Below are 14,125 nucleotides of genomic sequence, written 5' to 3'. Positions count from 1 at the left end.
TGGGAGTGCTTCCACCTTAGCAACCCCTTTCTTCGCAGTGGGCACCGGTGCGACAAAGGCCCGCCGGCGCCGACGAAGTGCCCCCGGCTTACCCCGAAAGCGGCTTGGACGCCACAGGTTGCTGCACAAAGATCGTCACAGGCAGGGTCTGCGGATAAAATGCCGCACAGTCATATATTTCACATTTGAAAGGTCAACCGATGTTCCCGAAACACAAAGCGCTCGTCCTGGCCGCCGTGCTGGCCACCGCCGCCTCGGCGCAGGCCCAGGTTGCCGTGACCGCCGATGCCGGCACCACCGGCGCCGGCCTGCACCTGGTGGTGCCGATGGAGACCTACCTGAACGGCCGCTTCGGCGCCAACTACTTCAAGCACGACATGACCAAGCGTTCGGGCATGATCGACTACGACCTGAAGGGCAAGCTGCAGACCATCGACGTCCTGTTCGACTGGTACCTGCGCGAGAACAGCAGCTTCCACCTGACCGGCGGCCTGGTGTACAACGGCACCAATTTCGATGCCCATGCCAAGGCTGACCCGCTGGGCGGCTTCACCATCAACGGCAAAAACTACACGGCAGCGGACGTTGGCGTGCTGAACGGCACGGTCAAGTTCCGCAAGGCGGCACCCTACCTCGGCATTGGCTGGGGCAACCCGCTGGCCGCCGACAAGCGCCTGCAGTTCAACGCCGACCTGGGCGCCTACTACCAGGGCAAGGCCAACGTGCACTTGGCCAGCCTGGGTTGCGCCACCTCGCAGACGGTGTGCAAGGCACTGGCCTCCGACGTCGCCGCCGAGCAGGCCCGCCTGGCGGGCGACACCTCATCGTACAAGGTGTACCCGGTGCTGCGCGCCAGCATCTCCTACCGTTTCTGAACGCTGCGCCGCGGCGCGCGCCACCCGGCTATGATGGTTCTTCATCCGGAGGAACCATCATGATCCTTCCATTTTCGCGGTGGTGCGCGCTGGCCCTGGCCTGCCTGCTGGCGGCCGGGTGCAAGGACAGGCACGAGCCGGTCAAGCCGACCGTGCCCGTGCCGGCCGCATCGGCCCACGCCTGAACACCGCAGCATTTTCCGCCCGAGCAAGGTAAACTGTCGCCTTTTTACGCGCCAGGCACCCTCATGTCGTTTGCTTCCCTTGGCCTGATCGAGCAGATCGCCGGCACCCTCGCATCGCTCGGCTACAAGGCCCCCACCGCCGTCCAGGCGCAAGCCATTCCCGCCGTGCTCGCGGGACGCGACGTGATGGCTGCCGCCCAGACCGGCACCGGCAAGACCGCCGGCTTTGCCGTGCCGCTCTTGCAGCGGCTGGTGATGAATGGCGGCCAGGCGAGCAGCAACGCGACCCGCGCGCTGGTGCTGGTGCCCACGCGCGAGCTGGCCGAACAGGTGCACGACAGCGTGCGCGCGTACGGCGCCGGCCTGCCGCTGCGCACCCTGGTGGCTTACGGCGGCGTGAGCATCAACCCGCAGATGATGAAGCTGCGCCGCGGCGTGGACCTGCTGGTGGCCACGCCCGGCCGCCTGCTCGACCTGCACGCCAAGAACGCGCTCAAGCTGAACCAGGTGCAGACGCTGGTGCTGGACGAAGCCGACCGCATGCTCGACCTGGGCTTTGCGCGCGAACTCGACGCGATCCTGATGGCGCTGCCGAAACAACGCCAGACCCTGCTGTTCTCGGCCACCTTTTCCGATCCGATCCGCGCGCTGGCCGCCAAACTGCTGCGCGACCCGGTCAGCGTCGAGGCCGCGCCGCGCAACACCACGGTCAAGGCGATCCGCCAATGGGTGGTCCCGGTGGACAAGAAGCGCAAGACCGAGCTTTTTCTGCACCTGATGAAAAAGCACGGCTGGCCGCAGGTGCTGGCCTTTGCCAGGACGCGCAAGGGCGTCGATGAGCTGGTGGGCCTGCTGTCCGCCAAGCGCATCAGCGTCGATTCCATCCACGGCGACAAGCCGCAGCCGGCGCGCCTGCGCGCACTCGAGCGCTTCAAGGCCGGCCAGGTCAACGTGCTGGTGGCGACCGACGTGGCCGCGCGCGGCCTGGACATCGAGGAGCTGCCGGTGGTCGTCAACTTCGACCTGCCGATCGTGGCCGAGGACTACGTGCACCGCACCGGCCGCACCGGCCGCGCCGGCGCCTCGGGCGAGGCGGTGTCGCTGGTGTGCGCCGACGAGGTGCAGCAGCTTGCGGCCATCGAACAGCTGACGAAGCAAACCCTCAAGCGGGTCGAGGAAGCCGGTTTCGAGCCGGACCACCGCGTCCCGGAAACGAATTCCAGCGGCCAGGTGCTGAAGAAGCCGAAAAAGCCGAAAAAGCCGAAGGGCGACGCGCAGGTCGTGAGCGTGGACGTGCGCTTTCGCCGCTGAGGACCGGGCGTATCCCGTCCCCTAAGCCAATTGCCGCGCTGGCGCGCAAGCGGCGGCTTGCGGACTGTATTCGCGCATGATGGTCCCGATCGTGCCGCGTTCGGCCAGCCGCCCGAGCGCATCGACCACCGCCGGATCGAGGTGCGAGCCGGCCTGGGAACGCAGCAGCTCCAGCGCCGCCTCGACGCTCCACGGCTCCTTGTACGGGCGGCGCGAGGTCAGCGCGTCGAACATGTCGGCGACGCGCACGATGCGCGCGGACAGCGGAATCTGCTCGCCTTTCAAGCCCTTCGGGTAGCCGCTGCCGTCGATGCTCTCGTGGTGGCCCACCGCGATCTCGCGCGCCATCTCGTAGAACGGGTTCTCGCCGAGGATGCGCAGGCCATATTCGGGATGGCGCTTCATGACGTCCCACTCGTCGGCGGTGAGCTTGCCCGGCTTCTTCAGGATCTCGTCGGGGATGTACAGCTTGCCCACGTCGTGCAGGATGCTCATGACGCCCATGTGGTGCGCCGCGTCCTGTCCCAGCCCCAGCTCGGTGGCCAGCGCCTGCGTGAAATACTGCACCCGCTGCACATGAAAGCCGGTGTCGAGGTCCTTGCCCTCGCAGGCCACCGACAGCATCGAGACCGCATCGAGATAGGCGCGTTCGAGGTTGCGGTTGGCGTCCTGCAGGCGGCGCCCCAGGCTCAGGCTTTCGAGCGCGCGCACGACCGTCAGGCGCAGGTTCTCGGGCTCCCATGGCTTGGTGATGTACTTGTAGATGCCCGCTTCGTTCACGCAGCGCACCAGCGACTCCATGTCCGAATAGCCGGTCAGCAGGATGCGGATCGCTTCCGGCTGCTGCTCCATTGCGAACTTGAGCACCTCGTCGCCGGTCACGTCCGGCATGCGCTGGTCCGAGATCACAAGGTCGATTTTCTCCGTGCGCAGCAGTTCGATCCCGGCCGCGCCGGAAGCGGCGGTGAAGATGCGGTATTCGCGGCGGAATGCGCGCGACAGGCTGTCGAGGATGTCCGGCTCGTCGTCGACAAACAGCAGCTTGAACTTATCGTTATCCATGGCTCCGGGTCTCCTGGTGAATCGTTTCGGTCTTCAGTGGGCGCATGCGGATCGCCACGGTGAACGTGGTGCCCGTGCCCGGCTCGCTGCGCACGTCGATGCGCCCGCCGTGCTTCTCGACGATCCCGTACGAGATCGACAAACCCAGCCCCGTCCCTTCCCCGACCTTTTTCGTGGTGAAGAAAGGGTCGAATATCTTGTCGATCAGGTCCGGCGGTATGCCTTTGCCGCTGTCGGCGATGCTCACGCGAGCGAAATCGCCATCGCGCCAGGTGGCGATGTGCAGCGTGCCCGGCCCGTCCATCGCCTGCAAGGCGTTGTAGATGACGTTCATGAACACCTGGTTGATCTGGCCCGCGAAGCACAAGACCGGTTCGTTCAAGCGATAGTTCTTGCTGACGGCGATGCGGTTCTTGATCTGGTGATGCAGCAGCGCCAGCGTATCGTCGATGCCGTCCTCCAGCCGCACGCTTTTCAGTTCCGCCTCGTCCAGGCGCGAGAAGCTGCGCAGCGAGCTGACGATCTCCTTGATGCGCGCGGCGCCGGACTTACCGCTACGGATGATCTTGACGGTGTCCTCCCTGATGAAGTCCAGGTCGGCAGCCCTGATCCGCTCCTCGACCATGGCCTTTTGCGCCGGGTCCGCTGCCTGCCGCATCGTATCGATCAGCGCCAGCAGCTCGCCGGTGTATTCCTCCAGGTGCGGGAAGTTCGCGTAAATGAAGCCGATCGGATTGTTCAGCTCATGGGCCACGCCAGCCACCAGCTGGCCCAGCGACGCCATCTTCTCCGATTGCACCAGCTGCCCCTGCGTCGCCTTCAGGTTGGCGAGCGCGCTACTGAGCTCCAGGTTGGCCGCCTCCAGCGCGGCGGTGCGTTCGCTGACGCGCTGTTCCAGCGTCTTGTTCAGCATGCCCAGCTCCGCAAGGGCGCGCTCGCGCTCGCTCGAGATGCGTTGCAGGTTGCCCGCCATGGCGTTGAAGGACACCGCGAGCGTCCCCAGTTCGTCGCGACCGCTCACCTGCGCCCGCGCCGACAGGTCGCCCGAACTGGTGATCTGCGATACGACGCTGGTGAGCGACTGGACCGGTTCGGTGAGGCGGCGCGACAACCAGCGTACCGCCAGCATGATCGGCAACGCCAGCAGCAAGCCCAGGACAACCAGCTTGACGGCGACCGCCCGGATCGGCTGCTCGGCGACGTCCCCGTCCTTGAGCGCGGCGACGCGCCAGTCGTTGAGCAGCTTGCTCGCCCCGGATGAATAGCCGGCGACAAAGCGCCCGGCGCCGGCCTGGACCTGCGCCGGCCGCTGCGCCAGGCGCGCCAGCGCCGCTTCGTCGAGTGCCAGCCCGCCCGCGTACAGCAGGGACGGCGGCGCCGCCTTGTAGAGCACGATGGCGTGGCCGCTGGCCGCGAGCATCGTCTCGATGGCGGACCATGGCAGGGTCACCACCAGCGTGCCGAGCTTGAAGTTGGATGCGAAGCTGGCCTTGATCGGCACGCTCAATGCCAGCACCCGCCCTTGCCCCAGCGGGTCGCGGTGCGCGTCGATCAGCGCCGGCTCGCTTGCGCGCGGGCGCCATACCTGCGGCAGGGCCGCCTCGGGGTGAACCGGCGCGGATGCCGCCACCAGCCGGTCCTGCGAGTCAAACGCGTAGATGTCCCCGGCCAGGCCGTATTGCGACTTGAGACTTTCAAGCGTGCGCGTCACGCGCTTGTCCACGTCGCCCGAGACCAGGTCGTTCATCACCTCGAGATGGGACCATGCCTGCAGGTTGGTCGCGACCGCTTGCAGGTGGTTGGCCGCCAGTTCAACCTTCTGGTCCGCCAGGCGCGTCAGGGCCGCGGCCTCGGCCTGCATCATCGCCGTGCGCACGCTGGTGAACACGACGACTGCCGTCAGCAGATATGTGACGAAAAAAATGCCCGCGAACGAGGCCAGCAGCTTGCGTCCGATCGACCAGGAGAGCCAGTTCATCATGGGACGCGCGCCAGCACCTTGACGTTCTTCGGCGCGACGGTCGCGCTGATGTAGCCGACCGCGCCCGGCACCTTCTGCACGAAAGCGAGCACCGCCTGGTCGGACTCCTGAACGATGGGCGGCACCTTGCCCTTGAAGTGCATCTGGTTCCAGAATGCCGCCAGTGCGTTGGGGCTCTGCCGCAGCACGGTGGCGGAGAACCGCATGCGCTCGGCGCTTTGCGCCTCGCGGTTGACCGGAACGATGATGTCGCCGCCGCGCCATTCGGGCGTCTTGAGCAGGTAGATGGCGGACAGCGCCTCGAAGCTCAGGGTCGATACCGGCACGTTCGGATGCGCGATCACCAGCAGTTCGTCGGCACTGGCGCCAGCGCCGAGCAGCGCGAGAAAGAGGCACAGGAAGCGTCGCATGGCGCCTCCTAGAACAGAACCGCCAGCGATGCCTGCACCCCGGTGCGCAGGTCGAGCACCGCACCGGACTGCTTGACATACTCCAGCTTCCAGACGACCGATGGTTGCTGGCGGAAGGAGATGCCGGCCAGCGCATTGCGCGAGCCGGAGCGCACACCGCGATCGGCGAAATGCTCGTAACGCGCCAGCACCGACCAGCGTTCGTCCAGCGCATAGCTGCCGAGCAGGTAGGCGCCCCACTCGCGGTCTCGCACGCGCGCCGGGTTGACGCCGCTGATCCGGATATGGGTTGCCTCGGTCTCGAGCTGCAGTCGCCCCAAGGTCTGGCGCGCATTGACGCCGGCCAGCCATTGCGCATCGCCCGTATTGCGCACGCGCGCGTGCTGCACCGACAGGCCGATCTTGTCGGTCAGCCCGGTCGCCCAATTGAGGTGGACGCCGGCCACGTCCTGGTATTCGCGCTCGCTCGGGCGTGGACGCAGTTCGCCGCCGGGTTGCCAGTAGAGGTTGACCTCGGGCTTGTTCTCATCGTTGGGCGCGTACTGGAGTGCCGCGCCGGACGTGTACTCGGGAAAGCCGCGCCGTGTCGTCAACGGCCGCGTCACCGTGGGAACGAGCGGCGCGGCGTGGATGCTGTTCCACTCTCCGACCGGACTCAACATTTTGCCGGCGCGCAGCGTCAGCTCCGGCGTCAGGTGGATGTCGTTGTAGAGGCGCTCGAGCACGAAACGCGGGTGGTTGTCGCCCAGCAGGTGGCCATGCTCCTTCCAGAGCGTCGCGCCGCTGAATTCGGCTTCAAAGAAGGGGTTGAGGTAGCGGTTCAACCGCGCCCCCATGAACAGGCTGATGTCGTCCACGACCAGCTGGCGCTCGCCGCCGCGCACGTTCTCCCCGACCAGGTTGAGATATCCTGCAATATTGACCGGCCCGGCCGTGTAGCCTTCGCCGATGTTGTAATTGCCGGCCCGCGCCGCTCCCCCTGCGGATGCAGCCAGCCAGATGCCAGCCGCCAAGCAAATTTTTCCCGCCTTCATATTCTTGATTTTTTATAATTTCCTACATTCTACGCCAGCCGGCATGTGGCCCCCCATTTGTGCAATCGACGCTTGCCGATTTAGCTACACTAGCACCTGGGCAATCAAGAACTGGAATGGGTGATGCAGGACGAGAACGGGCAACCAACCGACGCCAAGGAAGGCTCGCGCAAGGTTATCTACGCGGCAATTTTGGCGAACCTGGGAATCGCTGCCGCCAAATTCGTCGTGGCCCTGGTGACCGGCAGCGCGGCGATGCTGGCCGAAGGCATTCACTCGGCCGTGGACACCGGCAACGAACTATTGCTGCTCGTCGGTGAAAAAATGAGCACGCTGCCACCCACGCCGCGCCATCCCTTCGGTTATGGCAAGGCCATCTATTTCTGGGCGCTGATCGTGGCGCTGTCCGTCTTCACGCTCGGCGGCGGCCTGTCGATCTACCACGGCGTGCACGCGCTGCGCCATCCGGAGCCGATCGGCGACCCGTTCTGGAACTACGTGGTGCTGGCCATCGCGGCCGGCTTCGAAGCGTACAGCTGGAATGTCTCGCGCAAGGAACTGAACGAAGTGCGCCGCCCGGGCGCGAGCCTGTGGCAAACGGTTCGGTCGAGCAAGAATGCGTCGGTGTTCACCGTCTTCATCGAGGATACCGCGGCGCTGGCTGGCCTTGCCATTGCCGCGACCGGCATTGCGCTCAGCCAGCTCCTTAACACCCCGTGGCTTGACCCGGCCGCCTCGGTGGCGGTGGGCCTGCTGCTGCTCGGCGCGGCCGTCACCCTGGCACGCGAGACCGGCGGCCTGCTGGTCGGCGAAGGCATCGGGCGCGAGCAGACCGGAAAATTGCGCGAGATCTTCCGCACCGACCCCAGCATCATGACCGTTGGCAGATTGCTGACCATGCAACTTGGCCCGGACGAGGTCTTGCTCAACGCGGCCGTGCAGTTCAAGCGCGGCATGACCATCGACGAGGTGGAGGACGCGATCGAGCGGCTGGAAGCCAAGGTGCGCGACGTCTATCCGGCCATCCAGCACATCTACTTCAAATCGGCAGGACTGGGGGCCGGCTAGTGCTACCACAGTCGCGCCCATGCTAAAATGATCTAGTGAATGTAATCCTGCGATCGCTGATACTGTGGCTGGCGTTGCTGGCGGTGCCCTTCCAGGGCTTCGCCTCGGCAACGATGATGCCGTGCGCGCATTCGTCGGGCCATTCTTCACCCGCCACGCATGCCATGCAGGGCCACGCCGACTGCAAGATGGCCGCCCATCATGGCGAGGCGGGCAAAGCGGCGTCGCAAGACTGCAAGGGCAAGACCGCCCACCACGACGGCAAGTGCAGCAATTGTTCCTTCTGCTGTGTGGGCGCCGCCCTCGCCGCCCAAGCCTTGTCCACCGCCGCGCCTCACGCGCCGGTGACCACCGCGATTCCCTTCGCCGACGGCCACGTGCCGACGGTCGACCCCGAACACCCCGAACGACCTCCCCGGTTCGCGCGCGCCTGATTCGTCCCGGCCTGCCTTGGTGCGGCCGGTTTCAGTGTCGCATTTGAACCGAGGATTCCATGACATCCTTTACTACCTTTGGCCGCGCGGCCGCTTGCGTCGCTTTCGGCGTCGCCACGCTGGCCCATGCCGCCGACGGCAACAAACAGCCCGATCCGGCCAACCCGAACGCGCCTGTCCCGCCGACGCCCTATGTGAGCGCGGTCCCAACCGGCAAGCCGCAAGCGCCGGCGGCAAGCCCTGACAAGAACTGGAAGGCGCTGAACCAGAGCGTTGGCGCGCTCAACTCGATGATGTTGACGATGGGCGCCCCCGAGCCGGCCGCGCCGCAGCCCGCCCACCAACACCATCAGCACCACGAAGGAATGAAGCAATGACCAAGATCCTGCTGCGACCGCTTGCTGCCGCCGCCGTGCTTGCCGTTCTTTCCGGCTGTGCCAGCGTTACGCCGGATGGCGGCTTTGGCCAGGTGGCCGCGACCACCAAGGCGCGCATCGGCCACGAACCGCGCATCGTGCGCACCGACGATGACAAGCGCGACATCGCCAATACAGTCCAGTCGATCCTGCGCCAGCCGCTTGGCGCCAACGATGCCGTGCGCATTGCGCTATTGAACAATCCCGGCCTGCAAACCACCTACTGGGAAGTTGGTATCGCGCAGGCCGACCTGGCCCAGGCAAGCCGCTTGCCGAACCCGTCGCTCGACTTCAAGCGCACCCGGGCCGGCGGCGACATCGAAATCGAACGCACCTTCACCGTCAACCTGATCGGCGCGCTGACCCTGCCGCTGGCATCGCGACTGGAGAGCCGGCGCTACGAGCAGGTCAGGCTGCTGGTCGGCGCCGCGATCGAACGCCAGGCCGCCGAGACACGCCGCGCCTGGTACGAGGCGGTCGCTGCCCAGCAGGGCGTGGCGTACGCGCGCCAGGTAAACAAGGCGGCCGAAGCCAGTGCCGAGCTGTCCGCCCGCATGGCGCAAGCCGGCAATGCCAGCCAGCTCGACCTGGCCCGCGAGCAGGCCTTCCAGGCCGAGGCCGCGGCTGCCGTGGTGCGCGCCGAACGCCAGGCCCTGGGGGCGCGCGAACGGCTCACGCGCCTCCTGGGCCTGTGGGGCGAGAACGCCAGCTACGCGCTGCCGGACCGGCTGCCCGACCTGCCGGCCGCGCCGGCCGAGCTGAACGACATCGAACGCATGGCCATCAGCCAGCGGCTCGACATCCAGGCCGCCCGTGCGGAGGCGCAGGCCACCGCCTCGGCGCTGGGCCTGACCAAAACGACGCGCTTCATCAACGTGCTCGACCTGGGCTACGTGCGCAACACCGGCAGCGACCTGCCGACCTCGCGCGGCTACGAAATCTCGCTCGAACTGCCGCTGTTCGACTGGGGCGGCGCCCGCGTGGCGCGCGCCGAAGCGATCTACATGCAGTCGGTGAACCGCGTTGCCGAGGCCGCCGTCAACGCGCGCAGCGAAGCGCGCGAAGCCTACCTGGGCTACCGCTCGTCGTACGACCTGGCGCGCCACTACCGGGACGACGTGATCCCGCTGCGCAAGAAGATCTCGGGTGAAGTCCTGCTGCGCTACAACGGCATGCTCGCCTCCACCTTTGAACTGCTGGCCGACGCACGCGAGCAGGCCGGTGCGGTGAACGCCTACATCGATGCGCTCAAAGACTTCTGGGTCGCCCACGCCACGCTCGAAGCGTCCCTGGGTGCGCAGGTTGGCAACCACGACATGAACAAGGAACACAAGCAATGACATCCCGCAGATCATTCCTGGCTGGCGCCGGCGTCGCGATGGTAGGCGCCTCGGCGATCAGCAAGGCTGGCGCCGCATCGCTGCCCGAAGCACCGGTCCAGTCCTCGGCCGCCACCATGCCGCCACAGGCGCCGTCCAGCGGCCGCCCCTACAACCCGGTCGTCACCCTGAACGGCTGGAGCCTGCCGTGGCGCATGAAGGACGGCGTCAAGGAATTCCACCTGGTCGCCGAGCCGGTCGTGCGCGAACTGGCGCCCGGCATGAAGGCCAACCTGTGGGGCTACAACGGCCAGAGCCCGGGCCCGACCATCGAGGTGGTCGAGGGCGACCGCGTGCGCATTTTCGTCACCAACAAGCTCCCCGAACACACCAGCATCCACTGGCACGGCCAACTGCTGCCCTCGGGCATGGATGGCGTCACCGGCCTGAGCCAGCCCGGCATCGCGCCCGGCAAGACCTTCGTGTACGAGTTCGTGGCCAGGCATGCCGGCACCTTCATGTACCATCCGCACGCCGACGAGATGAACCAGATGGCGATGGGCATGATGGGCTTCTGGGTCACGCACCCGAAGGACCCGCGCCAGCACGCGGTGGACCGCGACTTCGTGTTCCTGCTGTCGGCCTACGACATCGACCCCGGCAGCTACACGCCGCGCACCAACACCATGACCGAGTTCAACCTGTGGACCTTCAACAGCCGCGTCTTCCCGGGCATCGATCCGATGGTGGTGCGCAAGGACGAGCGCGTGCGCATCCGCGTGGGCAACCTGACCATGACCAACCACCCGATGCACGTGCACGGGCACCGGTTCGAAGTGACCTGCACCGATGGCGGCTTCGTCCCGCCGGGCGCGCGCTGGCCGGAGGTGACGGCGGACGTCGCCGTGGGCCAGATGCGGGCGATCGAATTCATCGCGGACAATCCCGGCGACTGGGCATTCCACTGCCACAAGTCGCACCATACGATGAACGCGATGGGCCACCAGGTGCCGAACCTGATCGGCGTGGACCACCGTGGCGTGGCGAAGAAGATCAACGACCTGATCCCCGGCTACATGGTGATGGGCGAGAAAGGCGGTTCGATGGGTGGCATGCAGATGCCGCTACCGGAAAACACCTTGCCGATGATGGCTGGCCAGGGGCCGTTCGGCGGCGTCGAAATGGGCGGCATGTTCACCGTACTGAAGGTGCGCGAAGGCCTGGCGCGCGGCGACTACAAGGACCCGGGCTGGTACAAGAACCCGCCGGGGACGCTGGCACGCGAGTGGACGGGCGAGTTGCCGGAGGCGCCGCGGGCCAAGGCCGGCGGTTCGGAAAGCGACACCGTGCTCACGGTGAGAAGGCCCGGCGAGCACCACGGGCACTGATCTTCCAAGCAAAAGGGGCTCCGGCGCAAACCGGAGCCCCATGTTCATCGTAGGGTGGGCAGGTCTTCCTGCCCACGCGTTCAACTCAGGTTGAATGAGCAGCGATGCTGGCCGTATCTGGACGCGTGGGCAGGAAACCTGCCCACCCTACCGCATCAGGCGGCTTTCTTTTCGAGGACCGGATAGCCCGCCTCATCGATCGCAGCCGCGATCTCGTCGATGCCAGCGCCGCTGTCCACGCGGACCTTTTTCGACGCCAGGTCGATCTCCACCTTGGCCGCGTCGTCCACATCCTTCACCGACTTGGTCACGCGGCTCACGCAGTGGCCGCAGGTCATGCCGTCTACCGTCAATTCATACATGCTTCGTTCTCCTGGTTGGGTTGAAGTTGATTGTTCTACCTGCGCCACCGGGGCAGGCTTCCAGCGCCGCAGCAGCAGCGCATTGCTCACCACGCTCACCGAGCTCAGCGCCATGGCCGCGCCCGCGATCACGGGATTGAGCATTCCGAACGCGGCCAGCGGAATGCCGACCACGTTGTACACAAAGGCCCAGCCGAGGTTCTGCCGGATCTTGCGGTAGGTGCGGTGCGAAATGTCGATCGCGTCCGCCACCAGCGCCGGGTCGCCACGCATGAGCGTGATGCCGGCCGTGTGCATCGCCACGTCGGTGCCGCTGGCCATGGCAATGCCCACGTCGGCCGCCGCCAGCGCGGGCGCGTCGTTGATGCCGTCGCCCACCATTGCAACCTTCTTGCCGGACGCCATCGACTCGGTGACGACGCGGGCCTTGTCGCCCGGCAGCACTTCGGCCACGTACGATTGCAGTCCCAGCGCCTTGGCCACCGCTCGCGCGCTGCCCTGGTTGTCGCCGGTGAGCATCATCGCCCCGACACCCATCTGCGCCAGGCGCTGCACGGCGAGCGATGCGGACGGCTTGACGCGGTCGCCAAAGGCCACCAGTCCAAGGATGTGCACGCCGGCGCCATCCTTGGCGGCCAGCCAGGACACCGTGCGGCCTGACTCTTCGTGGCGCCTGGCCGCGCTGGCAAACGGGCCGGTCGCGGCACCGAGTTCCTGCATCAGGCGCAGGTTGCCCAGGTACAGTGTCTGCTCGCCCGACCGGGCCTGCACGCCGCGCCCCGGCAAGGCCGAGGCCTCGCTGGCCTGCGGCAGGAGCAGGCCGCGCTCACGCGCCGCATCCACCACCGCCTTGGCCAGCGGGTGGTCACTGTACTGTTGCACGGCCCAGGCCAGCTCCAGCACGCGATTCGGCTCATCGCCCTCCACTGCCACCACCTGCGGCTTGCCCTCGGTGAGCGTGCCGGTCTTATCGAACACGACCAGCTTGACGGCGTGCGCGGTTTCCAGCGCCTCCGCGTCCTTGATCAGGATGCCGTGGCGCGCCGCCGCGCCGGTGCCCACCATGATCGAAGTCGGCGTGGCCAGGCCCAGCGCGCACGGGCAGGCGATCACCTGCACCGCGACCGCGTTGAGCAGCGCCTGCTGCCAGTCGCCGGTGGCAAAACCCCAGCCCAGCAGCGTTACCAGCGAAATGAGCAGCACCACCGGCACGAACACGGCGCTCACCTTGTCCACCAGCCGCTGGATCGGGGCCTTGACCGCCTGCGCATCCTCGACCAGCCTGATGATCTGCGACAGCATCGAGTCCGCGCCCACCGCGGTCGCCTCGACCAGCAGCATGCCCTCGCCGTTGACCGCGCCGCCGGTGACCTGGTCGCCCGGCCGCTTTGCCACCGGCAAGCTCTCGCCGGTCAGCAGCGACTCGTCCAGATGGCTGGCGCCCTCGATCACCTTGCCGTCCGCCGGCACCCGTTCGCCGGGACGCACCACCAGCACGTCGCCGGTGCGCACCTGCTCCTGCGGCACCATCACGTCGCTGCCGTTACGGCGCACGATCGCCTCGGTCGTCTTGAGCGACTCCAGCGCGCGGATCGCCTCCACCGTCTGGCGCTTGGCGCGGCCTTCCAGCCACTTGCCGAGCAAGACCAGCGTGATCACCACCGCCGAGGACTCGAAGTACAGGTGCGCCATGCCTTGGCCCCAGTGCTTGACCAGCAGGTAGACCGACAGCCCGTACGCGGCGCTGGTGCCGATTGCGACCAGCAAGTCCATATTGCCGCTGAAAGCGCGCAGTGCCTTCCAGCCGGCGCGGTAAAAGCGCGCGCCGAGCCAGAACTGGACCGGGGTGGCGAGCACCAATTGCAGCCAGCCCGGCAGCATCCAGTCGGCGCCGAACAGCTGGCCGAACATGGGAATCACCAGCGGCAGGCTGAGCAAGGCCGAGGCGGCGACCGGCCACCACGACGGCAGGCCGGACGGCTGCGCCGGGGCGGCGGCCGGCTGCGCGCGGTTCACCGGCACGGCCTCGTAGCCGGCCTTCTCCACGGCCGCCACCAGCGCCTGCGGGTCGATGCCCGCTCCCGCATGCACGGCGGCCTTCTCGGTTGCGAGGTTGACGGTGGCGTCGGTCACGCCCGGCACCGCCCTGAGCGCCTTTTCCACGCGCGCCACGCATGACGCGCACGTCATGCCGACGATGCCGAAATCCAGTTCAACGGTCTGGGTTGTATTGCCTGAGTCCTGCATGTGCCCTCCTCATAGGATAAGCACAGGATAAGG

At 66.8% G+C, this 14,125-nt stretch carries 13 protein-coding genes; 8 read left to right on the top strand and 5 right to left on the bottom strand.

All coding sequences use genetic code 11. The features are described from left to right. Positions 1–200: 200 nt before the first annotated feature. The 3 genes from NX773_RS15330 to NX773_RS15320 all read left to right on the top strand — a co-directional run bounded on the left by NX773_RS15330 (position 201) and on the right by NX773_RS15320 (position 2,371). Entirely contained in the window at positions 201–875 is a 675-nt protein-coding gene (locus tag NX773_RS15330) for a hypothetical protein (protein WP_258857195.1), read from the top strand. Between the two features lie 59 nt (positions 876–934). Continuing rightward, positions 935–1,060, top strand: coding sequence for a hypothetical protein (locus NX773_RS15325; RefSeq protein WP_258821764.1), 126 nt, complete (start codon positions 935–937; stop codon positions 1,058–1,060). Between the two features lie 63 nt (positions 1,061–1,123). Next, positions 1,124–2,371 (top strand): DEAD/DEAH box helicase, encoded by a 1,248-nt coding sequence (locus tag NX773_RS15320; RefSeq protein WP_258857194.1) that lies wholly within the window; start codon positions 1,124–1,126, stop codon positions 2,369–2,371. A 21-nt stretch (positions 2,372–2,392) separates the two neighbouring features. On the opposite strand, the gene NX773_RS15315 is transcribed toward NX773_RS15320, so the two are convergent. The 4 genes from NX773_RS15315 to NX773_RS15300 are packed head-to-tail and all read right to left on the bottom strand — an operon-like array spanning position 2,393 to position 6,837. After that, positions 2,393–3,433, bottom strand: a complete 1,041-nt coding sequence (locus tag NX773_RS15315; protein WP_258857193.1) for an HD domain-containing phosphohydrolase — start codon at positions 3,431–3,433, stop codon at positions 2,393–2,395. Further along, positions 3,426–5,414 carry a sensor histidine kinase gene (locus NX773_RS15310; protein WP_258857192.1) on the bottom strand — a complete coding sequence of 663 codons (1,989 nt, stop codon included), beginning with the start codon at positions 5,412–5,414 and terminating at the stop codon, positions 3,426–3,428. Before NX773_RS15310 ends, NX773_RS15315 begins: the two co-directional genes overlap by 8 nt. Next, positions 5,411–5,824 carry a type 2 periplasmic-binding domain-containing protein gene (locus tag NX773_RS15305; RefSeq protein WP_258857191.1) on the bottom strand — a complete coding sequence of 138 codons (414 nt, stop codon included), beginning with the start codon at positions 5,822–5,824 and terminating at the stop codon, positions 5,411–5,413. The genes NX773_RS15310 and NX773_RS15305 overlap by 4 nt, the downstream gene beginning before the upstream one ends. 8 nt (positions 5,825–5,832) lie before the next feature. Then, the gene (locus NX773_RS15300; protein WP_258857190.1) at positions 5,833–6,837 is read right to left on the bottom strand and encodes a porin family protein; all 1,005 of its coding nucleotides are present in this window, start codon (positions 6,835–6,837) and stop codon (positions 5,833–5,835) included. A 144-nt stretch (positions 6,838–6,981) separates the two neighbouring features. Between NX773_RS15300 and NX773_RS15295 the strand changes: the two genes are divergently transcribed. From NX773_RS15295 to NX773_RS15275, 5 genes are read left to right on the top strand one after another with little or no spacing between them, the layout of a single operon-like run. Next, positions 6,982–7,926 carry a cation diffusion facilitator family transporter gene (locus tag NX773_RS15295; protein WP_258857189.1) on the top strand — a complete coding sequence of 315 codons (945 nt, stop codon included), beginning with the start codon at positions 6,982–6,984 and terminating at the stop codon, positions 7,924–7,926. Positions 7,927–7,961: 35 nt separating this feature from the next. Beyond that, positions 7,962–8,360 carry a DUF2946 family protein gene (locus NX773_RS15290; protein ID WP_258857188.1) on the top strand — a complete coding sequence of 133 codons (399 nt, stop codon included), beginning with the start codon at positions 7,962–7,964 and terminating at the stop codon, positions 8,358–8,360. A gap of 59 nt (positions 8,361–8,419) precedes the next feature. After that, the gene (locus NX773_RS15285; RefSeq protein ID WP_258857187.1) at positions 8,420–8,737 is read left to right on the top strand and encodes a hypothetical protein; all 318 of its coding nucleotides are present in this window, start codon (positions 8,420–8,422) and stop codon (positions 8,735–8,737) included. Next, on the top strand, positions 8,734–10,116 hold the full coding sequence (locus tag NX773_RS15280; protein WP_258857186.1) for a TolC family protein: 1,383 nt from the start codon (positions 8,734–8,736) through the stop codon (positions 10,114–10,116). Before NX773_RS15285 ends, NX773_RS15280 begins: the two co-directional genes overlap by 4 nt. Next, positions 10,113–11,483, top strand: a complete 1,371-nt coding sequence (locus NX773_RS15275; RefSeq protein ID WP_258857185.1) for a multicopper oxidase family protein — start codon at positions 10,113–10,115, stop codon at positions 11,481–11,483. Before NX773_RS15280 ends, NX773_RS15275 begins: the two co-directional genes overlap by 4 nt. Before the next feature lie 155 nt (positions 11,484–11,638). Here the strand turns inward: NX773_RS15275 and NX773_RS15270 are convergent, their stop codons facing one another. Beyond that, a complete protein-coding gene (locus tag NX773_RS15270; RefSeq protein WP_258857184.1) occupies positions 11,639–14,092 on the bottom strand; it encodes a heavy metal translocating P-type ATPase in 2,454 nt (817 codons plus the stop codon). Between the last annotated feature and the right edge of the window lie 33 nt (positions 14,093–14,125).

This window comes from Massilia solisilvae, assembly GCF_024753215.1.
GTDB lineage: Bacteria > Pseudomonadota > Gammaproteobacteria > Burkholderiales > Burkholderiaceae_D > Telluria > Telluria solisilvae.
This window is presented reverse-complemented; position numbering and strand designations above follow the sequence as displayed.